Origin of the sequence: Paenibacillus sp. 32352, assembly GCF_002042965.1 — a bacterium.
Lineage (GTDB): Bacteria > Bacillota > Bacilli > Paenibacillales > NBRC-103111 > Paenibacillus_S > Paenibacillus_S vulneris.
The window spans coordinates 157,482-179,939 of sequence record NZ_MZNT01000001.1 but is presented as its reverse complement, the minus strand read 5'-3'; the positions used below and the strand labels follow the sequence as shown (position 1 = coordinate 179,939).

Annotated in this window: 36 protein-coding genes and 1 pseudogene; 7 read left to right on the top strand and 30 right to left on the bottom strand. The window is 46.6% G+C overall.

Going from position 1 to position 22,458, the window contains the following annotated elements; all coding sequences use genetic code 11:
• Positions 1 to 52: 52 nt before the first annotated feature.
• The 3 genes and pseudogenes from B1728_RS00930 to B1728_RS00920 all read left to right on the top strand — a co-directional run.
• Positions 53 to 1,093, top strand: coding sequence for a copper amine oxidase N-terminal domain-containing protein (locus tag B1728_RS00930; RefSeq protein ID WP_079908297.1), 1,041 nt, complete (start codon positions 53 to 55; stop codon positions 1,091 to 1,093).
• A gap of 286 nt (positions 1,094 to 1,379) precedes the next feature.
• Positions 1,380 to 2,537, top strand: coding sequence for a sporulation protein YhbH (gene yhbH / locus B1728_RS00925; protein ID WP_079908296.1), 1,158 nt, complete (start codon positions 1,380 to 1,382; stop codon positions 2,535 to 2,537).
• Positions 2,534 to 2,710: pseudogene (locus B1728_RS00920) on the top strand (SpoVR family protein); the annotation flags it as partial. The gene yhbH and the pseudogene B1728_RS00920, both read left to right, overlap by 4 nt.
• Before the next feature lie 290 nt (positions 2,711 to 3,000).
• Here B1728_RS00920 and B1728_RS00910 read toward each other — a convergent pair.
• The gene (locus B1728_RS00910; RefSeq protein WP_079908294.1) at positions 3,001 to 3,357 is read right to left on the bottom strand and encodes a YolD-like family protein; all 357 of its coding nucleotides are present in this window, start codon (positions 3,355 to 3,357) and stop codon (positions 3,001 to 3,003) included.
• Between the two features lie 123 nt (positions 3,358 to 3,480).
• Between B1728_RS00910 and B1728_RS00905 the strand changes: the two genes are divergently transcribed.
• The 4 genes from B1728_RS00905 to B1728_RS00890 all read left to right on the top strand — a co-directional run bounded on the left by B1728_RS00905 (position 3,481) and on the right by B1728_RS00890 (position 4,624).
• The gene (locus B1728_RS00905) at positions 3,481 to 3,687 is read left to right on the top strand and encodes a type II toxin-antitoxin system HicA family toxin (protein ID WP_306293499.1); all 207 of its coding nucleotides are present in this window, start codon (positions 3,481 to 3,483) and stop codon (positions 3,685 to 3,687) included.
• Positions 3,688 to 3,737: 50 nt separating this feature from the next.
• Positions 3,738 to 4,124, top strand: coding sequence for a type II toxin-antitoxin system HicB family antitoxin (locus B1728_RS00900; RefSeq protein ID WP_179135829.1), 387 nt, complete (start codon positions 3,738 to 3,740; stop codon positions 4,122 to 4,124).
• A 76-nt stretch (positions 4,125 to 4,200) separates the two neighbouring features.
• Entirely contained in the window at positions 4,201 to 4,401 is a 201-nt protein-coding gene (locus B1728_RS00895; protein WP_144027724.1) for a hypothetical protein, read from the top strand.
• 34 nt (positions 4,402 to 4,435) lie between these two features.
• The gene (locus B1728_RS00890; protein WP_079908290.1) at positions 4,436 to 4,624 is read left to right on the top strand and encodes a hypothetical protein; all 189 of its coding nucleotides are present in this window, start codon (positions 4,436 to 4,438) and stop codon (positions 4,622 to 4,624) included.
• A gap of 57 nt (positions 4,625 to 4,681) precedes the next feature.
• On the opposite strand, the gene B1728_RS00885 is transcribed toward B1728_RS00890, so the two are convergent.
• The 29 genes from B1728_RS00885 to B1728_RS00755 form a co-directional block, all read right to left on the bottom strand.
• Positions 4,682 to 5,452 carry a peptidoglycan recognition protein family protein gene (locus tag B1728_RS00885; protein ID WP_079908289.1) on the bottom strand — a complete coding sequence of 257 codons (771 nt, stop codon included), beginning with the start codon at positions 5,450 to 5,452 and terminating at the stop codon, positions 4,682 to 4,684.
• Positions 5,449 to 5,769: a hypothetical protein gene (locus B1728_RS00880; RefSeq protein WP_256865186.1), complete on the bottom strand. Its 321-nt coding sequence runs from the start codon at positions 5,767 to 5,769 to the stop codon at positions 5,449 to 5,451. Before B1728_RS00880 ends, B1728_RS00885 begins: the two co-directional genes overlap by 4 nt.
• Positions 5,770 to 5,771: 2 nt before the next feature.
• Complete coding sequence (locus tag B1728_RS00875; RefSeq protein WP_079908288.1) at positions 5,772 to 6,086, bottom strand: hypothetical protein; 315 nt, start codon at positions 6,084 to 6,086, stop codon at positions 5,772 to 5,774.
• 81 nt (positions 6,087 to 6,167) lie between these two features.
• Entirely contained in the window at positions 6,168 to 6,326 is a 159-nt protein-coding gene (locus B1728_RS36040) for a hypothetical protein (protein WP_179135828.1), read from the bottom strand.
• A 63-nt stretch (positions 6,327 to 6,389) separates the two neighbouring features.
• On the bottom strand, positions 6,390 to 6,569 hold the full coding sequence (locus B1728_RS35635) for a hypothetical protein (protein ID WP_144027723.1): 180 nt from the start codon (positions 6,567 to 6,569) through the stop codon (positions 6,390 to 6,392).
• A gap of 14 nt (positions 6,570 to 6,583) precedes the next feature.
• On the bottom strand, positions 6,584 to 6,724 hold the full coding sequence (locus B1728_RS00870; RefSeq protein ID WP_079908287.1) for an XkdX family protein: 141 nt from the start codon (positions 6,722 to 6,724) through the stop codon (positions 6,584 to 6,586).
• A 1-nt stretch (position 6,725) separates the two neighbouring features.
• Positions 6,726 to 7,118, bottom strand: coding sequence for a hypothetical protein (locus tag B1728_RS00865; protein ID WP_079908286.1), 393 nt, complete (start codon positions 7,116 to 7,118; stop codon positions 6,726 to 6,728).
• Between the two features lie 12 nt (positions 7,119 to 7,130).
• Positions 7,131 to 7,373 carry a hypothetical protein gene (locus B1728_RS00860; protein WP_079908285.1) on the bottom strand — a complete coding sequence of 81 codons (243 nt, stop codon included), beginning with the start codon at positions 7,371 to 7,373 and terminating at the stop codon, positions 7,131 to 7,133.
• 17 nt (positions 7,374 to 7,390) lie between these two features.
• Positions 7,391 to 8,956 carry a hypothetical protein gene (locus B1728_RS00855; RefSeq protein WP_079908284.1) on the bottom strand — a complete coding sequence of 522 codons (1,566 nt, stop codon included), beginning with the start codon at positions 8,954 to 8,956 and terminating at the stop codon, positions 7,391 to 7,393.
• A 12-nt stretch (positions 8,957 to 8,968) separates the two neighbouring features.
• Complete coding sequence (locus tag B1728_RS00850; RefSeq protein WP_079908283.1) at positions 8,969 to 9,613, bottom strand: DUF2612 domain-containing protein; 645 nt, start codon at positions 9,611 to 9,613, stop codon at positions 8,969 to 8,971.
• The gene (locus tag B1728_RS00845) at positions 9,610 to 10,785 is read right to left on the bottom strand and encodes a baseplate J/gp47 family protein (protein WP_079908282.1); all 1,176 of its coding nucleotides are present in this window, start codon (positions 10,783 to 10,785) and stop codon (positions 9,610 to 9,612) included. Before B1728_RS00845 ends, B1728_RS00850 begins: the two co-directional genes overlap by 4 nt.
• Positions 10,772 to 11,119: a DUF2634 domain-containing protein gene (locus B1728_RS00840; protein ID WP_079908281.1), complete on the bottom strand. Its 348-nt coding sequence runs from the start codon at positions 11,117 to 11,119 to the stop codon at positions 10,772 to 10,774. The genes B1728_RS00845 and B1728_RS00840 overlap by 14 nt, the downstream gene beginning before the upstream one ends.
• Entirely contained in the window at positions 11,098 to 11,502 is a 405-nt protein-coding gene (locus tag B1728_RS00835; RefSeq protein ID WP_079908280.1) for a Gp138 family membrane-puncturing spike protein, read from the bottom strand. Before B1728_RS00835 ends, B1728_RS00840 begins: the two co-directional genes overlap by 22 nt.
• Positions 11,499 to 12,296, bottom strand: coding sequence for a phage protein (locus tag B1728_RS00830; RefSeq protein ID WP_079908279.1), 798 nt, complete (start codon positions 12,294 to 12,296; stop codon positions 11,499 to 11,501). Before B1728_RS00830 ends, B1728_RS00835 begins: the two co-directional genes overlap by 4 nt.
• Positions 12,289 to 12,606: a phage baseplate plug family protein gene (locus B1728_RS00825; RefSeq protein WP_079908278.1), complete on the bottom strand. Its 318-nt coding sequence runs from the start codon at positions 12,604 to 12,606 to the stop codon at positions 12,289 to 12,291. Before B1728_RS00825 ends, B1728_RS00830 begins: the two co-directional genes overlap by 8 nt.
• A 3-nt stretch (positions 12,607 to 12,609) precedes the next feature.
• Positions 12,610 to 13,101 carry a phage baseplate protein gene (locus B1728_RS00820; protein WP_079908277.1) on the bottom strand — a complete coding sequence of 164 codons (492 nt, stop codon included), beginning with the start codon at positions 13,099 to 13,101 and terminating at the stop codon, positions 12,610 to 12,612.
• Positions 13,101 to 14,582: a hypothetical protein gene (locus B1728_RS00815; protein ID WP_079908276.1), complete on the bottom strand. Its 1,482-nt coding sequence runs from the start codon at positions 14,580 to 14,582 to the stop codon at positions 13,101 to 13,103. The genes B1728_RS00820 and B1728_RS00815 overlap by 1 nt, the downstream gene beginning before the upstream one ends.
• Positions 14,583 to 14,852: 270 nt before the next feature.
• Entirely contained in the window at positions 14,853 to 15,596 is a 744-nt protein-coding gene (locus tag B1728_RS00810; RefSeq protein ID WP_079908275.1) for a phage tail tape measure protein, read from the bottom strand.
• Positions 15,597 to 15,617: 21 nt separating this feature from the next.
• A complete protein-coding gene (locus B1728_RS00805; protein WP_079908274.1) occupies positions 15,618 to 15,803 on the bottom strand; it encodes a hypothetical protein in 186 nt (61 codons plus the stop codon).
• Entirely contained in the window at positions 15,778 to 16,074 is a 297-nt protein-coding gene (locus B1728_RS00800; protein ID WP_079908273.1) for a hypothetical protein, read from the bottom strand. The genes B1728_RS00805 and B1728_RS00800 overlap by 26 nt, the downstream gene beginning before the upstream one ends.
• A gap of 34 nt (positions 16,075 to 16,108) precedes the next feature.
• On the bottom strand, positions 16,109 to 16,501 hold the full coding sequence (locus tag B1728_RS00795) for a phage structural protein (protein ID WP_079908272.1): 393 nt from the start codon (positions 16,499 to 16,501) through the stop codon (positions 16,109 to 16,111).
• A gap of 13 nt (positions 16,502 to 16,514) precedes the next feature.
• Positions 16,515 to 17,522 carry a DUF3383 family protein gene (locus B1728_RS00790; protein ID WP_079908271.1) on the bottom strand — a complete coding sequence of 336 codons (1,008 nt, stop codon included), beginning with the start codon at positions 17,520 to 17,522 and terminating at the stop codon, positions 16,515 to 16,517.
• Complete coding sequence (locus tag B1728_RS00785) at positions 17,515 to 18,018, bottom strand: phage neck terminator protein (protein WP_079908270.1); 504 nt, start codon at positions 18,016 to 18,018, stop codon at positions 17,515 to 17,517. Before B1728_RS00785 ends, B1728_RS00790 begins: the two co-directional genes overlap by 8 nt.
• The gene (locus B1728_RS00780; protein ID WP_079908269.1) at positions 18,005 to 18,349 is read right to left on the bottom strand and encodes a hypothetical protein; all 345 of its coding nucleotides are present in this window, start codon (positions 18,347 to 18,349) and stop codon (positions 18,005 to 18,007) included. Before B1728_RS00780 ends, B1728_RS00785 begins: the two co-directional genes overlap by 14 nt.
• Positions 18,346 to 18,831, bottom strand: a complete 486-nt coding sequence (locus B1728_RS00775; protein WP_079908268.1) for a phage virion morphogenesis protein — start codon at positions 18,829 to 18,831, stop codon at positions 18,346 to 18,348. The genes B1728_RS00780 and B1728_RS00775 overlap by 4 nt, the downstream gene beginning before the upstream one ends.
• The gene (locus B1728_RS00770; protein ID WP_256865185.1) at positions 18,831 to 19,376 is read right to left on the bottom strand and encodes a phage gp6-like head-tail connector protein; all 546 of its coding nucleotides are present in this window, start codon (positions 19,374 to 19,376) and stop codon (positions 18,831 to 18,833) included. Before B1728_RS00770 ends, B1728_RS00775 begins: the two co-directional genes overlap by 1 nt.
• 17 nt (positions 19,377 to 19,393) lie before the next feature.
• A complete protein-coding gene (locus B1728_RS00765; protein ID WP_079908266.1) occupies positions 19,394 to 20,551 on the bottom strand; it encodes a phage major capsid protein in 1,158 nt (385 codons plus the stop codon).
• 46 nt (positions 20,552 to 20,597) lie between these two features.
• Positions 20,598 to 21,197 (bottom strand): HK97 family phage prohead protease, encoded by a 600-nt coding sequence (locus B1728_RS00760; RefSeq protein WP_079908265.1) that lies wholly within the window; start codon positions 21,195 to 21,197, stop codon positions 20,598 to 20,600.
• The gene (locus B1728_RS00755; protein ID WP_079908264.1) at positions 21,194 to 22,456 is read right to left on the bottom strand and encodes a phage portal protein; all 1,263 of its coding nucleotides are present in this window, start codon (positions 22,454 to 22,456) and stop codon (positions 21,194 to 21,196) included. Before B1728_RS00755 ends, B1728_RS00760 begins: the two co-directional genes overlap by 4 nt.
• Between the last annotated feature and the right edge of the window lie 2 nt (positions 22,457 to 22,458).

The following is a 22,458-nucleotide window of genomic DNA, read 5'->3' as shown; positions in this document are numbered from 1 at the left end:
ATTGTAATTGATTTTGTTACATTCGAAGCTCAGACAAAAGGAGAACCAGACTATGAACAATGTAATGAAAAAAGGAATCGCTCTTATGGCCCTTTCCATGGCACTTGGCGGAGGAGCCGCTTATGCAGCGCCGAATATGATGCCTCTGGCAGAGGAACCGCAAGCCCTATCCGCAACCCTTGCGGCAGAGCAGATTCAAGTTACCGTTAACGGCAAAGCCGCTTCCCTTACCGGGTATCAAGCATCCGGAGCCCAAGAAGCTATGCTGCCGCTGCGCGCCATTGCCGAATCCCTTGGCTTCACCTTGACCTGGAAGCAGGAGGACTCTTCTGTAGACTTAAGCAAAGGTCCGCAATGGACTAACGTCAAAGTAGGCGACGACCGCTACAGCGTCAATAAAATGCTTAAAACGCTCGGGACTGCACCTGAATTGAAGGATAACACGATGTACGTTCCAGCTTCCTTTTTCCAAGAGATTCTGCACGCATCCGTCACTAAAGACGGTAATTCCGTTGCCGTATCTGCCGCAGAACAGAAAAAAACCGTACTGACTCAGGGCGTCATTACCGCTATTCGTGACGTAGACGGCCACAAAGCCGTTCAAATTAACGGAATCGGAACGGAAGGCACCGTACTGACTTTATCGGATGAAACTACATACCAGAAGGCGGACGGCACTCCGCTGACCTTCGCCGATCTGACACTCGGTCAAAAGGTCGAGGCCGAGCATTCTCTGGTGGCTACCTTGAGCCTGCCGCCGCAAACTCCGACTTATAAAATTACGGTACTGGACGGAGCCGACAAAAAAGGAATGTTGGGCACCGCCGGCAATATTGAAGAAGTCCGTACGAGCGATAGCGGAGCAACCAGCCTGCTGATTAAAGGTACCGGCTTGAACGAGCAATCCCAGAAGGAGATTGTGCTGCAAGTGACGGATCAAACAACTGTCGTCAATCTGAAAGGCGAAGCTGTAGATAAGAGCACTCTGGCAAAAGGCACTCGAGTTATCGCCTTCTACGATGCGATGATGACCAAGAGCCTGCCTCCTATCGGCAAAGCATGGAAAATCGTCGTTCAGCCTGCCGCTGAATAATTGAACCAAAGGTACCCAACCAATAGAAGTCTTCTTGATCTCCAACGATAAGCTGGAGCATCAGGAAGACTTTTTTCGTCTCCTGGGGTGTCTACCCGTTAGTTCGTTTCGGGACCTTTTTGCCCTCTAATAAACGGGTTACGGTACAAAAAATAGGCCCTTGTCCCCCTCACATATCCCCCTCCCACTTGAATATATTTAGTAACAAGCACTTTTTTCCCTTATTGTCCTGTCAACCGTCCGCTTCATTATGCATGAAACCAACCCATTTCAGGAGGTGTCCGACATGACAGAACCATTATTTACCGTTTCCCGAGAGGATTGGTCTCTGCACCGCAAAGGGTATCAGGACCAAACCCGGCATCAGCAAAAAGTACGCGAAGCGATTAAGCAGAACCTGCCTGACCTTGTTACGGATGAGAGCATTATTATGTCTGACGGCAAGCACATTATCAAAGTACCGATTCGCAGCTTGGACGAATACCGGTTTCGATACAACTACAACAAAAGCAAGCACGTCGGCCAGGGCGACGGAGAAAGCCAGGTCGGCGATGTGCTCGGCGTAGACCCTACCCCTTCTCAAGGTCCGGGCAAAGGAGAAGGCGCCGGCGACCAGCCGGGAGACGATTATTACGACGCCGAGGTACAGCTCGAGGAGCTGCAAACGATGCTCTTCGAGGAGCTGGAGCTGCCGAACTTGCAGCAGAAGGAAAAAGACAACGTAATGACCAAGGACATTATTTTCAACGATATCCGCAAAAAAGGAATCATGTCCAACATCGACAAGAAACGGACGATTCTCGAAAATCTCCGCCGCAACGCAGGAGCAGGCATTCCCGGCATTCATGGCATCAGTCCGGATGACCTCCGCTTCAAAACATGGGATGAAATCACCGTGCCCCAATCCAATGCGCTTATCATTGCGATGATGGACACTTCAGGCTCCATGGGCTCGTTTGAAAAATATATCGCACGAAGCTTCTTCTTCTGGATGACCCGGTTTTTGCGCACCAAATACGAGCATGTCGAGATTGTGTTCATCGCGCACCATACCGAAGCGAGGGAGGTTACGGAGGAGGAATTTTTCACCAAAGGCGAGAGCGGCGGTACGATCTGCTCCTCGGCTTATCAGCTGGCTGTAGACTTAATCGATCGGCGGTACTCCCCGGCCCGTTATAACATCTATCCGTTCCATTTCTCCGACGGAGATAATCTGACCTCGGACAACGAGCGGTGCGTCAAGCTGATTCATGAGCTGGTGAAACGATCGAACCTGTTCGGATATGGCGAAGTCAATCAATACAACCGCAGCAGCACCCTGATGTCCGCTTACCGCAATATTCATGATCCGAAATTCGTGCATTATGTCATAAGGGAAAAAGGTGAAGTCTATAAAGCGCTGCGAACCTTTTTTCCTAAATCCGAGGGGAGGGCTGCACGATGAACGCCGACGATATCAAGCAGCTGGAATACGCCATTGCCGAAATTTCCGAGATCGCGACCGGCTTCGGTCTGGACTATTACCCGATGCGCTATGAGATATGCCCTGCAGACATCATCTATACCTTCGGAGCTTACGGGATGCCTACCCGCTTCAGCCATTGGAGCTTTGGAAAAACGAAACACAAATAATATGAAGAAAAAAAGAAGCCTGATTCATAAGCTTCTTTTTTATTTTTCAATCAAAATTGTAAGTATAATAACTCGGGGTTCGTTCCCATGCCTCCAGTAAAACAATTCGATCTGGATGTTGCTGATCCCACTGAATATATTCTTCCTGATTCAAAATGGACAACACTTTATATATACCATCCCGATCGCGACCGGTCTTAATTTCGAGTTCCCGGATGCTTGGTGTCCTCTTATGCAGAATGGAGTAATTACCAATGATCCGAAGTATCTTACGCTCAATATCCTTCAACACATAGATCAACCCCGACGATATCTCTGAATTCAATCAACTTCCAGTCCGCTCGCCACTCCAACTTAACGAGTTTATGTCGTGGATCTAGCCCGCCAACAACGCCGCTGTATTTTTCATATCCATATTCTGTGTAAACTTTTATTGTTACTTCTATCGTGTTAGATAAGGATGCTTTTAACCGGCCAAAAAGCTCCTGCTGTTCTTCTTCGGTTAACTCCGGCCTTTTCAATTTATCTTCCTGCCCATAAAGAAATACGCTCCGTTCACGATGCTCTGGCAGCATCATTCTGGACGATTCCCACATTACATTAGCGCCTGCTGTTAGTTTATTTGGTTTCATGAGCGCCCTCCTTGTGATATTGGATATTACTAATATACGAACAATTGTTCTTGTTTTCAAGAGGATAAATTCATAACTTTCACTTGTAATACGTATCAATACGTGTTATAATATTTATGGGAGGTGAGGGGAAGGTTGAGGAGCTACTCGTCGAGGGAAGTAATCAAAATCTTAAGGGACAATGGTTGGTACTGGGTTAAAACGGTTGGAGACCATTGGCAGTATAAACACCCGACGATCAAAGCAAAAGTGACAGTTGTACATCCTGAAAAAGACGTCGCAATACATATCCTTAAGGACATCGAGAAAAAGTCGGGGCTAAGGTTTTAGCCCCCACCCTTCAAATATAGATATAAAACATTGAAAGGAAGGATTCACTAGTGAAAAAGGAATATTCTTATGTAGCTGTGTTAGATTTTACGGGGAAACACATTGCAATAACATTCCCTGATTTGGACGAGGCGCTTTCCCAAGCAGATGATGTCAACCAAGCGATTCGAAGAGCAAACGAAGTTCTCAAGTTAACCATCGAAAGCCGGCTTGAGGATAACGAAGAAATCCCTACGCCTACACCGCTAGATAAGATCGAGTTAAAGAGTGGTCAACGAACTATTATTGCCACCTGCTCCTTAAACGAGAAAATCAAATACGATAAAAAAACTTTGACCATCCCGCACGATCTCAACGTCGCAGCCGAAGAAGCCGGTATAAATTTCTCCCAGGTATTGCAGAAAGCTCTGCGCGATGAGTTAGCTAACAAAAATTGAACAAATGGATGGGTTTTGGTGGAATCCTGGGATTCTTATTATATGCTGAAGAATCAAAATGAATTAAGGAGCGTACATGATGGAGGATTTTGCAAGTATTGAATATTTCAAAGAACTCCTTCTGAAGGAGAATAATCTTTCTGATCGTCGAGCTGTATTCATTGGTATTATGAGTAGTATTCTTGATCCAAGGGTTGGAAAAACACCATCACAAATTTTGAAACGTGCTAGAAATCTCATGGAAGCTTATGAAGATATGAACCAAGTATCAAAATGAATTAATTTAGTTACCTGAAAGGTGATAGTGCTAAATGGTTCAGAAGAAGGAGACAATTAGACGGATTCGGGAATTGTTTCACTCGTGGGGTCGCGATATTTCCAAACTGAGTGATGAAGAAATGCTGAGCGGCATTATGTATGCGTCCAATGCGTTAGGGGCATGTGGGTTGAAAATGGATGAAGCTGCCAAAGCTCTACGAATGGTAAATAAAAATGAATGATAAAAAAGCCCTCAATCCCGGATGAAGGAAAGAGGGCTTTTGCATGTTCTCATTTCTCTACACTTCAATTTTACGATCAATCCGGCCATCAAGTACCGTGTTGAGGAAAGCGAGCTCTGAAGCTGTTAGAGTCTTATCTACGATCTTTTGCATCCAGTTCCAATTGAGTTGGTCCGCATTGTAAGCCTCCCCCATAACCTCATAAAGCATGTCCCATTGCCATTGTTCCAACTTCATTGGCATATTATCATCGTCCTCCTCTGCCCGCAGGCAATCAATATATTCATCTGTTACGTCCTGAACAAACTCATCCCACGTTTTTCCAAGTAACTTAAAGGCGCTCATAGGATCGACTTTGCGGGCCGGATCTAAAATGTAATGCCCTGTGATGTCTTTGCCTGGATCGAGGCCATACTTATAACAGCTATAAGCAAGTACCCAAATGTATCGGTTGTATGCCTCCTGCAGATCAATGCTACCACCGTAGCATAACTCTACGCCCCCAGCCGCATCGTTCGAATCGGCCCCGAACAAATTATTGTCAGTTGCAACGTTATAAACTACATGCCAAGCTTTTTCCGGTTTTGCCGTCAGAAAAGGGACGCACTCGATAATATCCTTATCATCTACAAAGATATGGGCGCTTGCCTCCATCTCATCTCGGCTCCGCTCATAATAGGATACATTGCCAGCTGCCGTAGATCCGGGATTGCCTGTATCATGAGCGACCATAAAGCGAACGCCCAGCGTCGGAATGCATGGGCGTCTCAAGCTAGGACCAGTTAAGTAACGAGGAATAATATCATATTTCATTTTGAATTGCGTCATTGTGAGCCTTCCCCTTTCGCCTTCACTGCGGGTGGATTCTGGGACTTATGCTGTATTTGCCCAGCCGCCGCGGCTACCAAAAATGAGTTAGCAAAAGTCAGCACATACAAGCGCCAGTCCGCACCGTTTGCGCCTGTGGCGAGCTGCGCGGCCAAAAGGACCAGGTAAGCAATAAATACGCTATAAATGTCTGTTGGCAGCTTAAGGTATCGATCAATTGCATTTTTGGAGTACTGTACGATAAAAAACGTGAGTAAAGAAGCTCCTCCCATAGCGGAAAGAGCCTCCCATGTGAAAAATTGTCCATCTTGCATCATTATCAGTCCTCTCTTTCGTGTCGCGGTGCCAAATCGAGCCGATCCATTCGTTTATGAGCTTGTTTAGCCGATTCTTCGACCCTTGTCACCCTCTCGGCAAGCTCATCAATCCGCTTTCCTTGGGCGCGCTGTTCAAGGCGAATGTCATCGACACCACGCTTGATGTACTCAACATCAGCATGAAGGACCGCCCCGTCTCCAGCCTCTTTTTTAATATCTTGCCGAATGGCTCGGGATCTCCCGGACCAACCGATAATAATTCCGCTAATCGCCGCCAATACCGAAACGGCGGTAGTGAATGCTGCCACATCCTGCATGCGTTGCTCCTCTCTACCTTTTTAGGCATAAAAATAACCCAACTAATGTGGGCTTGTTATATTTAAAGGAAATATCCATCTTTAGATGTATATCCCTTCCCCCGGCCCATAGTTTCCTTTTTTCCAAATTAACGGTTGACTTGAGCAACAAGCCTTTACTTTCATAGACTGTAGCTCTACAAATCTAGCTATTTCTTCAGGTGTACCTTCCACATGGATGCCATTCACATTTGCCTTCATGTCATTTCCCCTTCCACTTTTTCGGCTAAAAAAAAGCCGCTACACTGAGCGACTGATGTACAACTATGCTTTTAATCTTGCTTCATACCTTTGTGAAAAGTCTCTTCGATCAAGCCAAGAGTCCCCAGAAGACGAAGCGGCATCAACCTCATACACCTTCCCATCATGCCAGATATATAAACTCCATCCGTCATTTTCATCAACAAAGCGATTTTCATCTTTATCCCATATTCCTATCTTCACAATTATCAGCTCCCTTAATTGTTAATATAAGCGTCGCCGGTTATCGTTTCATACTCTTTTGGAGTAATCTTGTTAAATTGGACATACTTCTGCAATTGCTCCTTTGTGGCCCAATTGTTTTCATAGTACTTTTTCAAGCGCTCATAATCACTCATCCTATAAACCTCCTTCCATGAGCCTGATTTCAAGATCGACAAGTTGCCGCCCCAGCAGCTCATTGTCTGCTTTCAGCTCCAAGTTTTCAAGTTCTCGTTCTACAAGCTGCTGACCGATTAATTCGAAAGGAATGGGCTCTGGCAGCGGCTCCCGAGGTGGAGCTGAAATCCAAACACCATCTTCATACCTATCGCCCATATTAACCTCATGTCCGGCATCCAGGTGGATTAGTCGATCTGTCTCGGGCAGTTCAGCGGTGATGCTGCTTATAGCGTAACAAACGCCGTTATCATCCAGGTATGCGTAGTGCCGCATGACCTCAACCGGACTAGGCTCTTGTTCAACCCCTTCACCTTCAGGCGTTGTTTCGTTTAAAATTTCATCTTCCGGCATGTTGTCAGCTCCTTATCGATATTCAATGACCTGCCATGCAACATCCACGGCATAATTAGATTTTTTGTAAATCTCAATCGTTGATGAGTCAACCAAACGTATCCTTATGTCGCCGCGTATAAATCCACCATCAGCCTCACCAGACCATGTTACATGTAGTTCTGTATTGTCTGTGTTAACGGGACGTATGACAATATTAACTGCCTTTTCCCCAGCGGTCATATTGTAAATGTTACGCTGCACTTTATTTATCATCTGGAACCACCACCGCCTTAATTGAACTCGACAACTTGCCAAGCTATTTCGACTGGGTTGGCAGAACGTTTGTAAAATGCTACTTTCTTGCCCGAATCGGCTCCTGAATCAATAATCCTCGCCCGAATATCCGAGTTGATCGCATATGTCGAATACTCACCAGTATAAGAGATAATCACATATGCATTATTAGGGTTTACCTGCCCTATATCTTGTGTAATTTCCACCCCGGCAGAGCTATGGGTTAATAAACCGCGTTGTACTTTCTTGATTCCTCCTGATGGAACCCATGTACCGTTGATGTTAAATTCAGGAACTCCATTATTGATTCTCAAATCCCTAGTATGCCAAACCTTGTAGTTGTTTGTCCCACAATAGATATCCGCGGTAGCAGCGTTTTGACGGCCTACGACTCGAAAAGCATTTGCTGTGTTAAAATCTTCAATGAAAGCATCATCACCGATGTAATATCGCCCTGTTCCATCTGCCGATGTGCCGTTTGCGGTGAAGTTAGTTGCGTGAATTTCGCCACTACCTCCACGTGTCACAACCGTGTTACCAACAGCTGCATATGAAGGTTGTAAGCTATCCAGAGTATCTGAGTCAAGTCCGCTGCCAGCACCCATGTTGCCAGCGTGCCATATATCGTAGGCATTAGTACCATTGGACCATCCACCGATTTTAAGCTTGTTGTCTTTATCAATTCCAAAGTAGCAAGCGAACGAATTAGGACGATGAAATTGAATGAAAGCAGCATCATTTGCCCCGCCTGCTCCTTTAACCTCAAAAGTAGCTTTGCTTCCTGTGCTGTCTCCTATTTGGTTTGTTGTTGGTTTTAGGGATATTCCAGCGTTCATTGCGTTGTCGCTATTTATCCTTACAAAATCCGTGGCATGTAGATTATTGAGCATATCGGCATTAAGGCCGGAACCCGTCCCCATGTTTCCAGAATGCCAAAATTTAAATGTTTGTCCTGCTCTCAATAAAAAAGGGTCTTGTGAGCTTTCTAGCGTCAATTTAGCGCTATCGTTACCAACATAAATTTCGGAGTTGTTCGAGTTCATCAGTTGTTTACGCGTAGTTGTTAGTGTGGTCGAATCTATAGTTTGTGTTTTTAAAACTCCCGTCATTGATCCAGTTCCGTCCATTGGCAAGCTCGTATTTGCCCGAGTAAGCGCATTATTCGCCGTTCTCTGAGCCGCTGCGGCCGCATCATTAGCGGACCCGACAGCTGAAGAGACTGAATCTACATCCTGTTTTCTGGCAATATGTGATGCTGCTGTAGGAGTCCCAACGTTGGCTTGTCCATTAGCATCTCTTTGAATGATTGCATTGGCTGTTGCTGCCGAAGTTGCTCCATGGGCGCCGGTCGTAACATCGGCATGGGCCTTTATATTCGAATCCACTTCCGACTTTTGATAAACCGTGTTTCTGATCTCCTGCAAAACCTTATAAATCCGGTTGAAAAACCAGTTAAACCAATCGGAGGGAGGCTTCTCCTTAGGCTGATACCCTGTTACTTTCTTACTTTCTGGAGGCTCTACCCCCTGCGCTTCCCATTTAGGCAGCTGCTCGTTAAACATCCAAATCACTCCTTATATCGGTAAATCTGTACCCTGCCCAGGTGAATATACGGTGCCTAAGTAACCTCCGGTCGTTTGCTCTACATCTGCAAATCCAGCTTCCGGGTCCAGTTCTATTTCTGCCGGTTGGGAAGAAAAGGAGAAGGTGCCAGATAAGTCAATGATCCCCACCCTAACCCCCGCCGCTACGGTTCGTTGTACAATTTTTGCAAACTGTGTCGGATCAATGCCTGACTCATTAATCGCCGTAATAGGCAATCGTATCAATGCAATGGCAGCAGGTTCCGGCGCAACAGGGTCATTGTACATTTCGCTAATCTGGATCTCGCTCGAGCTGATATTCAGCGCCGTAGACAGTACACGAATGATAGTGTTAATGTCGCCGGTAGAAAGGTTCCTCGCAATCTTGGATTTAATTAGAATACGATAAACTTCGTCCGTCGCCACACCGCGCGGCTGATTCACGATGGTACCGATCCGGTCCAACGTTGTGCCTTGAGCTTTATCGATATCCCGCCATTCCCTGATCCGGCTCTGTGTTTCTTCCAATTTCCGGATTTGGTCAGCCATGATAGATAGCAGCTTGCCCAGGTTACTGTTGGGGTCCTTTGTAAACACATCCGTCAACCGACTTATAATATCTTTTGCGGTAATCATACCTTCACCACCGTAATAAGATTGTAGGCCGTTTGGGCGACCTCACTGGGAGCAATAGACACGCTGTCTTGTACCCAGGTGGACCCATCCTTACTGATCTCCACTTTTAGGTCACTGATCCCATCGATCTCCGATCGTATCGCCACTAATGCAGAATGAACGACTTTCGCCCCCATATTGAGCCCCGTATATAGGGAATCGTCTGCATCCTTACCACCGATATATCGAATGGCTGCCGTTTTAATCTGATCCACGCCGTCAAAAGGAAAGCTCGTATTCGTAGTCACAGTCATTTTCAGATAAATCGGGATCTCCGCTGCATAGGAAAATTTCATCGTGTGTTCAAAGCCTGCATCATCGATCACGGTCACGCTCTCGGTGCCATACGGTTCAATTCCAGCGGCTTTATTATTGAATATGGTCTCGCCTATATCCTGGGCGGCCCCGCCTAATACATAAGCTTCAAAAGATTTCGGAGGACGGCCATTCGCATCCTTAACAGTCTGATAGTTTTCTACGACCGTCGCCGCACGAACTCCCTTGGTTTTTAACAATGCAGCTCGAATAGAAGACAGCGTTCCTTTCCCCATACCATCCGTGGAGATAGAAAACCTTTCCCGGAACTCCTTCGGTGTCTCTACCTCTCTCCCCCCTGTGGCAGGTGTTGGGTTGGTAACAGAAAAAACGTGCTCGGACGGATTCACGATGGTTGTAATCGTTCCGGCTGGCACGTTCCCTGTCCGTCCGTATTCAAGTGCTTGGATGGGGGCTTTTTCAGATCCCGAATCCCCTAGGTTGATATCGCGAGTGGTTTCGAAAACGATTGAACCGTAAGAAGCGCGGAAGCCAGCTTTAACCGTGTAATTCGGGGTCCCCGTAATAATAAGTTCCGTTGTCGCCCTGGTCGCTGGCAGCTGTGTGATACCTGCATAGGGCCCGAGCCGAAATAAACTGACTCCTTCGGCTGTATTCGGGTATGCACTGTAATACACATCTTCCGTGTTTTGCCACGCTTTCGATAGAAACCAAGCAAACAATCGGAGGATAATGCCCATCGGACTCCGCTCGGACGTATTGAGTTGTTGCCCAAACACCTCTTTTGCCTTAGCTTCGATTTCTGCATACAAATCAGCAAAGCGTTTGCGCTTAAAACCTGTACTATCCAACGTCATCCTGAACCACCTCCCCGCTATTACTTGTAGCTGTAAATGTAATTTTGCTTTCCCGAAGACTGGTATCTAGTGAAACCTCGATTGATTCTATAGACTGAATCCGTGGTTCTTGCCGCAGGCCGATTCGGATCTGCTCACGAACTGCATCTTTGCTGATCCCTTTCCCGTTCAACTTTGTAAAATCGATGCCGAGACTTGGGTTTAAAAACCACTCCCCCTTATTGGTACCTAATACCACTTTGCAGCTTTGAGCAATCTCATCCGGCCCATCGATCATGATGAGCTCCCCGTTTTCAATAGCCAGATCCCCGTTTACGAGCTTGGGAGACTGCATGGAAACACCCCCACAATAACAGCATCGTTATGGCTGTGCATACGATCACTGTCCGGTTTTGATACAACCCCGGTCTGAGCGGTTTTCATATGCCGGTCAGCACAAACGACATAGACAATATCATCCTTCTGAATCAGAGGGTATAAGGCGAGCTCTTCCCCGGTTGTCGTTCGCATTTTTTGACCAAGCGCCGGGACGTTTTGAATCGGGGACGGTGCCGCCCCTTCTATCATCTGAAGAAGAGGCTGGACAACGGCCATTCCCGTAGTAGTTTCGAAGGAAAGTACCCGGCAAGGAAAAGCGACTCTAAGATCTGAAGCATTCTTTTTGATCGCAGATTGTATTAGTTCAGCCAGTACGCCAGCTGGGTCCAGTTTGCTCATGGTAAAATGGCCTCCACTTCCGTTGTAAAATCTCCGGTTCTGCTTATCTTGTGGCTGCCGGACCGAACATGTACTCTTCCTTCGAATAGACGAGACTTTACATCAATCACCGATGCCGTAGTGATGCGATATTGAAGTTGTGATTTCAAATTAAACCCTTGGAAGTCTTCGTCCTCAAAAGGTTCAGGCGATCCTATTAATCCAGTCTCTGAAGAGAGGGCGAACACATCGTCGGCCCCTATACGAAGGTTCCGAATATATAGCTGTCCCTTATTCACGTAGGCCGAGGTACCACAATCAGCGGCTACATCGGAAATAATTTTCGTGACTTCTCCGTTCGCGGTATAACCGTCCTCGTACCGGTAATCCTGGTTGAGCTGGAATTGAGCGATGGGCAATCCTAATTGAGCGGCCATGTCCCGAAGGATGTAGCTCGCAAGCGTTCCTTCTGCATAAGCAACGTCTGCGACTTTTCGTTCTGACAAATCTTCAGAGTCTAAAACGTAAATGGTTGTAATTTTATCTACGCCGCTCCACTTGGTCGCCACCTTAGAGACATAGCCATGAAGGATAAGCCCTACGTCTCCCCGATAACCCGCATTAATCCCTGAAATACTCCCGCGCTTGATTCGTTCAATGGTCTCTGGTGACAGATTCCATAGCTTGATTTCGCTCTCGTTGGGCAGAGGGTCATTGTCAAAGGGCACTGTAGCCTCCAGGTTGTAGGTATCCATAGAGAAAATCATATCGTCTATGATCACTTCAGCAAATCTTCCAAAATTTTTATTAGCCATCCTCAACGCTCCCTAAAAATAAAAAAACGCTCTCGTTCAGAGTGGACCATGTTACAGCCTCATTCATGCCGGATTCGTCATAAGGAACAATAGACACACTGGGAAGCCTGCTGTCGGACATATCACCAAACAATGGCACTCCGTACACCATTTTCTCTCCTTGCACCAGTATCTCCCCATTACGTTCCAGGTCCACCGTAAAGAAATCAAAATCCGCATTATAGTGGATTTCGAAGGTGAAAACAGTCCCTTTCAAGGCAATGTCGAACCGATAAGGTATATTCTTCTTTTCAATATCGATGTATTCCATACATTATTCCTCCGCCCAAGGGCTGCCTGCTTTGAATTTTACCTTTTCAACCGGTTCATCCTTTTTACCTTTTTTCGTCTTGGTCTGCTTTCGGCCCGAGCTGATCACTGGAGCCGCTGACGCCCGGATCGGTGTCGGCAGCTTCTCAATGTAAGAACTTTCTGCAATAACAACTTCTTTAAGTGACGCTGAGAAGGTGAACCCATTACCTACCTTGTAGTTATGCGACGTCGTAAAGCCGGTCAACAAGCCAACAAAGTAATTTCGCCCATCATATTCCACAATGCTGCCTGAGTCCTGCACACGAATGAGATATTCTTTAATTTCTGCGGCATCGTCTCCGACAATCATCCCAGATATATTCATGGTCCGGGCCTTACGCTGGACATGATCAGTAAGACTTACGTTATCTTCTACCGGCTGTTCTGTTACATCCACTTCATAGCTTGGGTCCTCTTGCTCTACGAACACATAACGCCCGTCTATGGTCGCCACTAGCCTGCACCTCCCGCAAGGCTTAAACGCCGTCCTGTGCTTTCAAAGATCTCTTGAATCGCTGGAGCGAGCTCGTTTTTAATCTCAACAGCCGATTGCTGACTTACCGGTGTATCCCCCTTCACCTCAATAACAAAATGGAAGCTTTGGTTCGAACCCCCCGCAGCATACGAAGCCGCTGCCGGAGCTGAAGCAGGCGTAGGCGCAGAGGCAGCTTGTTGGTCATACGGGGAAACAATCTCTTCTGCCAAACCTAACGAAGCATTATTTACTTGTTGTTCGGTGCTTGCAATCCCTTGTGCCAATCCTTCACCAGTGAAGTACCCGACCTCCATCATGACTCGTGAAGGAGAATGGATGTCCAGGAAGCTAGTTATGGAATCCTTCATCCCTTTGCCAATGGAGGTAACGGCATCCCATACAGCTCCTGCCGAGTTTAATACGCCCTGGATAAGCCCTTGAACAAAGTTTTTCCCAATGTCGATGGCACCACCGACAAACTCGACAAAATAGGTTTTGATGCCTTCAAACACTTTTCCAATCGTTTCTTGTAGGGTTGAAAATGCACCACTGAAATCGCCCGTTATAAATTGGAGGAACGCTTTAAAGATACCCGATATGGCCGTCCAAACAATCGAAACGAGATTCCATATGTTATTGAACGCCCAACTAATAATGTCCCATGCAGTGTTGAACACCAAATTGGTGACTTCCCCCATAATGGTTAGATGGGTTAAGAAGATCGTTTTGATGATAGGCATTACCGTCTCAAAAATCTGTTGAATATAAGGCATAATCGAATCGATATATGACTTAATTCCGGAAAACACAGTGTTCACTTTGATTAACAAGCTATCGAATATCGCCTTGGCTTTCTCCAGAGCCTGGTTTGTCCAATCCTGGAGTCCAAACATATTGTTTTTCCACGCATAGACAAGCCCGGCAACTGCGGCCCCAACCGCAACGGCTATCCCTATAAAGGGAAGCCACGGTGCAATAGCAGCCCAACCGGCAGCGGCCATCCCCAAGAGGGCAGGGGCCACGGCTACGGCAATGATGATTCCAAATGCCGCAAGTGCCGGTCCGAAAATGTCAAAATGATCAATGACAAACCCAATGGCTACAGAAAGAGAGGATAATAGCGGCAGTAAGAGGTTTCCTATAGGCTGAATAACCCCCGTCTCAATCTGTCTGCCTATCATCGCCAATGCTTGGCCCGCATTTTCAAATTTGATGTTGTTAATCTCGCTCATCGTGTCTTTTGTCATATCAAACTGATTTTGTGCGACACCCATAGCCTCTACTACCGTGGCTTCCAAGTCTTCAAACTGTGTTCCCATTAAGGCCACGCCAATGGTATTTTTATCAACCGGATCTTCGACGGCCGCAATCATTTGCAGAATCTTACCAAACGCCTCTTTCGCTTGAGGCCCGCCCGAGGCGAATGTTTTCATCATTTCCTCTGCATTGAGCCCCAGCATTTCAAAAGCTTCCGTAGTTGTTTTCGATCCATCCTTAGCCCGGATGTTAAATTCTTTTACTGCATCCTACTGTTACCCTGAAGGCTTTTTATCCCTCAGTTCTTACAGTTCGTTTTCCTGTAAGATCGGCATACGTTTTCATGGATTCGCCATGTCGCGGTCTCTTGGAGGGATTATATCTTTTCACCCTCTATGCTCTGCCCCTGACTATACTTGGTATAGCCTTCGGTTCAAGTTAGGATTCACACCCTTCTTGCTTTATACCGCAATTTAGAGTCGGCAATGCAGTGGTTTACCGACTTTGTCCAAATTAAAAGCGCCGGCGTCAAGGCCAGCGCTAAACGTATCGAACATTTCATTTGCAGAGAAGCCCAAGGCGCGAAAATAGGGGCTGTATTCGTTCGCGGTATCAAGTAATTCCCCCGACTTATCAAGACCTTTTTGTGCTCCCTGGGCCAATAAAGTAAACGCCTCATCCGTCGTGATACCGAAATTGCGATACATCGTATCCGCTGTCTTAACCGATTCGGGTATATCGAATTCGAACACGTCACGCATAAGTAAGGCGTTTCTGGTAGTATTCTCTAGCTCATCCCCTTGCTGCTTGGTAATCTGCTGCGCAATGGAAATGGACTTTCCTAGATCATCCCAATTTTCTCCGAAGTTTTGATTGTAGAGATTGGTTGCAACACTCTTGGTTGCTTCCATTTGTTCCGCTGTCGCTCCGGTGGCCGCTTGAATACGTCCAAAAGCGCTGTTGGCATCATCGGCAGCATGAAAGAGACCTTGGCCGATTTCAACGAAAGAGAGACCGGCGAGCATCCCGGCCCCGATGTCGGCAATATGCGAAAACGATTTGCCCAGACCGAACACCGCGTTTTTCGTGCCTTCAATGCTGTTATCCAGCTTGCCCATGCCGCCGGAAAGCCGGTCTATATCCCGCTCCGCTTTCTTGATTTTGTCGCTTGCCACCTTAAAACCGATAGCGAACATGAGGTTGCCAATCACACCCATGAGTTTCACCGCCCAAGCGGATTATTTCCCGCTATTTGCTTTCTTTTGCATTTCAATGTGGATGTCTAGCGCTGCGTTTGCTTCCATGATGTCATCATCGTCCATATGATCCAGATCGCGATAAGTAATCATTCCAGACAACAAAAGCCGCCATTGTCCCCAACGTTCTTCAGCGCGACGCTTAGCTTCCTGCTTGCTGATCGTCATCTTCATCATCCGAATCTTCGCCGGAAATAAAACTGTACGCCTTGTTGATGATTTCTTTGTACTCAGCATACGTATCAAAGTCATCAATTTTCATTTTTGGATCAACGACAACATGCTTCAGCACCTCTTCGGCAAGCCGCTCTTCCAGAACGACTCCGAATTTATTTTTAGCGGCATCATTGATTTTGGACACCATCCGCACACCTGGATGCTGAAACAGATAAGTCTTGTTGGATTGGGACGTGTATTTTTTTTGTTTAAAGTTAGCCATGATTAAATTCTCTCCTTAGATTGTTTTTATTTGGTTACATGCTGAGGTCAAGACATTGGAACTCGTATTCCCGATCTTCGCCTGAAGATTTGTACTTCCGATCGGCAGGCTTTTGAACAAAGGCTTCCGTGGCTGAAGATATCTCCTTTGGTTCACCTGCGTAAATGACGGTAATAGGCACCAATTTGCCGCTATTCGCCAGAATGTCCAGATAGGGAACTTGCGGGCTGGATTGCAGGAGCGTTACTTTAATCGTGCCTGTTTTGTTGTTGATTTTGGAACGAGTCGTATCACCTTGCGCCCCAACCTTTACTTCATAATTGTTTTCGGCCTTTGCCACTTCGACCATATCTTCACCAAAGCCAGTTAAGTATACGCCGTCAACGATTACAGATACGTCCTTGGCGTCATATGTTTTGGTTTCCATTGCTGTTCACTCCTTACAGTTTAATAACGCCGCGAATTTTGGTCTCATGGATAGCCCCCGCTAACTCGAAGCTAAACTCTCCCCCGTTATAGATTCGCGCTGCACGATCCGCAGGATCGACGTCTGCCCGCCCCTTGAAGCTTGTGCTATAGATCCCCAGACCGTTGCTATCCTTGGCAATTAATCCCTGGTTATCGGCTCGTTGTAATACCGCACGCACCACACTTTCAATTTGCGCAATGCCATTATCGTCATAGGATATTTTCGGGCTGCTATTGAGCAGCTTTTGCACCGCATACTCAATCGATGACCGAATGTAGGCTTTTGCATGGATGATATCAATGTATTCACCCGAAATGGTTTTACCTTCCGTCGTTACATCGTCACCGGCCTTTGTAACATAGGTATTTGCTCCAAGATTATGAATCTCGTCTATCTCCGTTGAAGTTAGATCCAGTGCAGCAATGCCGGTCAACGTCTTGAATTTCCATGTAACACTTCCGACATCAGCCGAACCAGTCCGGCCAATCCAAGCAGACTCCGGGTATTTCGGTAAATCGGTATGATAGAGTACAACGGTTTGCTTATATTTTTTGGCTTTGAGTAGTGCCAAATCCGCTTTGTCACTCACCCGAGCAAAGAACATCCGCATACCGTCTGCCTCTACAGCATCCGCAATAGCCGTTAAGTCTTCAATTAAAGTGCTCGTTGTCACGAGGAAAAACCAATCCTTCAGGAAGGCGGTTGCCATAATTTCCGGAATGGTCTGGGCCGTTGCCCCTGTCTTACGGCACATAATAGCGATTTCTCGCGGTGAATCGTCGCCCTGTCCAAAGAGCGCAGCCGCTGCTTTGTATTCTTCAGTAGATGCGGCATAGTCTGCCTTGACCGCATCCAAATCCAAATAGGTTTTGTAGGCAGCTCCCGCCGTGCTGGAGCCGAGAATGAGCGGCTTTCCAAAGCCAATCTTAGGTGTCGGCTTCTGTAAATCGATTGTGACGATCACATCACTTTTAGCCAATATTGTCCATCTCCTTTATGTTTGCTTTATCAATCGTCTCGGTTCCCTCTGATCCTGTCGGAAAGTCAATCAAGTTGGTCGTCCGAAACTCTACTTCAAACCCTTGCCGTCGTTCCCATTCCACTCCTATTCGTACGTCCCGATTTGTGATTTCTCCAATATCTACAACAATCACATCCATGCTTTCTTTCAACAGAAGATGGCCGAGGGTATGGAACCAGTCCTTGGAACGTAAGGCATATTGGATACTTTCAGCTTTCGTTTCGGCATAGGACAAAAAAGAGACCGTAAATGTAACGATCTCTTTTTGCTGCTTCGTATCTCCGACCCTATATTCAGCCGCTATTCCTTGGCTGCTTCCAAAATCGGTAAAATCGTAAGTCAAGAAAGGATATTCTGGCATGGGAGCTGCAACATTGAGTTCAATCACCTTGATGCCGAGATATTTCGAAAGGTTCCTTACGATGCTGGACCGAATGGATTCAAACGGGATCATGCGTGCTCACCCGCTTCATTGTGTACTGGTTTACATCGGTATAGTCCCTCGGGGCATCAGAATCAATGGTAAACTGTTTACCTTCGTACTCGATAATTTCCCCTCGATTGTGCCGAAATGTCGTGTACAAGGTGCGGTCATCCATGTTGTACCTGCCGCCCTCATCCTGAAGCAGTTTATCACTGATTGGCTGAATGTTCCCCGATAACATGACCGGTTCAGGTTTCGAAGGAATATATACACCGTCTGCATCGTACTGGCCTTTGACTTCCCGCAATAGGGTGTACGGCTTACTGTAACGCCGAAGCGTGTTAGCAAATCGAAACCTCACTGGTTATTCCCCCTTCCTTTCGGCATAACGACATAGGAAATGGAGTCCCTTAGATCTTCTTCCAGGACTAGCAGCTTATTGGTTCCTTTTTGCTTGGCGTAGATGGGGGACAATGGCGGCGTCCGAATTTTGTCAAAGTTCTTGAGAACCCGCTCTTGTCCTTTCTCCCCGATCTCTTGCAGCAGCTTTTCAGGCTGCATGTTGCCGTCAATCACCTTTTGCACACCGGCTTTAGCTACTTTCGAAATGATGGGCGTCGCCCTTCGTTTTCCTGAGCCGATATAAGACCGCGCTGGGATATTCCCTTTAATTGATCCATATTCCAAGACAGCCGAGGTAATAGCAAGATCCTCGTCGCCTCCCATAGAACCGATGTACACCTCTTTTTCTGCGAGCTTCCGTAACTTGTTAACGATATCCGGTAAATTGCTTGAGCCGTCGATCGTTACATTCGCCCTTCTGGCGCGTGTCTTCTTTGCCATCAAACCCACCGCCCTATATAAGGGGTTATGAGGGCTTTTACTGCAAACGGCAAGCCCTCCCCTTCGTTAGCATATGTCACTGAGAGATCACCCACCCGCTCCGCGCTGACGCCCGGTTCACGCATCAACGCTTGGGCATACATGACACAAGCAATTTCTAATGTCTCTGGCAATGTACGGGGGTTTTCTGGTGTCTCGTCTCCGGGAAGGACGTATCCCGCTTCGTATTGGACATGAACGTTATACGACCCTTTCGGCCACCCAGCTGCACGAAAGAGCATACCTTCCGGTATAATCCTATAATCCGTAATCTCTTGTTCCCCGATTTTTACGTTCAGCACATCATGAATCGGAAACTCACGGAGAACCAGGTGCATACTTCCGCTTCCGCTTACCGTCTCGGTATAAATACTTTTTCGAAAGGCCCTCTTACAAAATTTCTCGATCGCTTGAGAAGACGCCATCAGGTAAACAACTATATCATCCTGACTCGTATCATCAGGTGGTATCTGAAGTAACCTCTTAGCTCGTTCCAGTGTGGTCAACAAGGGTCATCCCTCGCTTATGAAAGCGTGATTTCCGCGTAAATCGCGGCATCTGCGTCCCAAGTCTTTACATCGTCACGTTGGATGGCTCGAACATCAAGCGTATTGCGTTTGAACGCGTCACCGCCGATTTCGGTAGAGGCCACTTCCATTTCTTCACGCTTGAACAAAACGATAGCTTCCTTCAAATCCCCAATAATCACCGGTGCTTTCTTTGTTGTCGTTCCAGTTGTCGGTAAGAAACGGTTGGCTACAACGACAATTGGAATACGACCATCTAATACTTTCCGTTTTGGTTGGGTCACATCCGGCGTTAGAATATATTTACCGTCTGAATCCTTCATTTTATCAAGGAAATTGAATCCGTCTTGGTTAGTCAAAATAATAGATGTTGCTGCAATAGCCGGGTCCAAGGTAACGTTCAAAATGTCCTTAATATCATCGAAGGTAGAAATATCTTTTTTAGACAAATTCTTCAGTTGATCCAAAATCAGTTTGTTACGTGTGATTTTAGACTTTTTCCCTAGCCATCTGGTAACATAATCAAGAATGGCTTGATCACTGTCTTGGAGTAACGTTCGCGATAGCGGCAGTATGCCGGAACGATCTTTCACTGCATACTCCAATTTTGAAAATTTCGGGCTATCCGTTTCTGGAATTTCTCCCATCTCATCCACTTCCGCAAATGGGACCATATCCGCGTTTTTCTCTAGTACACGAGAACCCGAACGTGTCCTTACCTTTTCAACTGTCACATATTGTTCCAACGCGTCAAATCCCCTGGAAAGCTCATTGATCGTCGTCTGAACATCATCAGGGATGACAAGCCCGCCGTCTTCGTCCGTTTTGCCGGACATGGCTCGGATCTCAGCCGCTTTTTCCTCCAAGAGGTCCCGCTCTTCCTGGGTTAAGGATTTATTTCTCAGCGCCTTAAAGAAAACGGTTCGATATTCCAAGCTGTTATCCGTTTCGCGTTGCTCTGGCGCAACCGGAATGGTTTGTGCTTCTGGAGTCAAACCTCGAATCTCTACCAACGTATCAATTTGCTTGCGGATTTCTGTGGCCTGGTCCTTGATGGCCGTCGCTTCGGCAAGTTTTCCTTCCTCGGCTAAACTCCTGGCTTCACCCAATAATTTTGCAAGCTTCTGGCGCAGTTCTCTTTCTTTCGGGTCCATATTCGTTCCTCACTTTCGATTTTTGGGAATAAAAAAACGACCTTTCTTAAATTGCGAGAAGGTCGATTTCGAATAACAATTTTTCTTTTGAAAGGCGGCGCTGTTCTTTCGGAATGATTCCGAGAGACTCAATGCTCCGGCTGTTCACCTCAGAGTCTTGATATGCCGGAAATGGTGTGGGCGATGTTTCAAACAAGTCTACATCGAGTAACGTTCGCTCGTATACGTCATCATCGCGCAAATACTGCCATGTATCATCGCGTACATAGAATCCAAAGCTTACACCATCCACATCACCACGCTGAATAGATTCAAATGCATCGTTTCCCCAGGAGTTATTCGGAAGGTCACATTCAAAATAAAGGCCCGTATCGTCCTCCTGAAGCCGCAGTGTACTGCTTTTAGTCGATCCTAGGACAAAATTGGTTTTATGATCCCACAACATTTTGATCGTGTTTTCTTCAAGCGAACGGGCAAAAGCTCCCTTTGCGACTTTCTCATAGAATTCGCCCCAAATTAACTGGCTGCGCATGTTCCACTTTACGACGTAACCACTAATCGTTCGGGCCTGCTCACCTTCATTAGGCTGCGTGGTGCGAACCTCAATTTTATCAACCTTCAGATACCGAAGCTGCTTCTCCTTCACTGTTCATCACCCCCTTTCGTGTTCGGATCTGTCGGTTCACCTTGAGCTTTTTCAATGTTCTCTATCGTGGTGTAGTTCAACGGAACAAGGTGCTTATCTCCAGCAGCCCCTATTCCTTCCCGCTCCTCCAGCTCTCGAACCTCGTTAATGGAATAGATACCGGCAAGAACCATTTCTTTATAAAATTGCGCCCGACTCTGACTGTCGCCGCGCAGCTCGCCAGTAACATTGAATTTCGTGTAATATTTTTTTTGCTCGGATGCCGTGAATAACTTGTAATTGATTTCCTGTTCCCAATTTACAAAATAGGGCAGCAGCGTATTTTTGACATAATCGATGGATTGCTGTTCAATATTGCTGAAAGTGGCTCTGTCCAGCTGGCCGAGCTTGTGCGGGGGCATCTTATATAATTTAGCCACTTCCAAAATACCGAATTTTCGGCTTTCAATAAATTCGGCATCCTTGAGCGGCATCCCAAGATTTTGGTAATCTAAACCCCCATCCAAAATGGCAATCCGATGCGCATTGGTAATGCCTGAATTAAAATTCTGCCATTCCTCCCGGACCTTTACCTTAGCTTCCTTATCTAACGTTGTGGGCGCAGGCACTTTCAATATTCCCCTTGTTGCGGTGCCATTGGAATAAAAGGCCCCTAAAAACTTTTGAACAGATTGCTGAACACCGATTTCCTCACGCAATACGCTAATAGGGGTAATTCCCTTCAACCCTGTTTTGCTAATCAGCTTTAAATGAAATAGATCCGTCCACAGCAGCTTGCGCGGTTCTCCGTTGGGCAAGATCGTGGAATACCAAACCTTCCCTGTGTCTGGATCAAGATGCACATCGGTAACGGAAGGGTTTAGCGGCCATAAACCAACAGGGTACCCGTCCCATCCCCATTCGATATTAGCGTAACAGTTCCCCCACACTAGCAAATGAACCATCATCAATTCTTTGAAGGTGTAGGCACTCATGTACGGGTTCGGTCGAATTCCGAGGAGCGAGGAAACCGGATGATCTGTGTCTTTTTGAACGCTGCGGCCTTTTCGTTTGAATAGTTGAATGGGTAATTTCCCAACATCGCCGCCTAAAATACTGGCTACCGTATAAACATTGCTGTTCATCAGCGCACTGTCTGTCGTCACCCGCTCCCCACTTGATGTAGTAGGTCCACCGAATAGATCGATAAGCCACGGTTGCGGATTGGTCAAATCAGAATCGAATGCGGATCTTTTTTCGAAAAAATTTCTTAAAAACACAG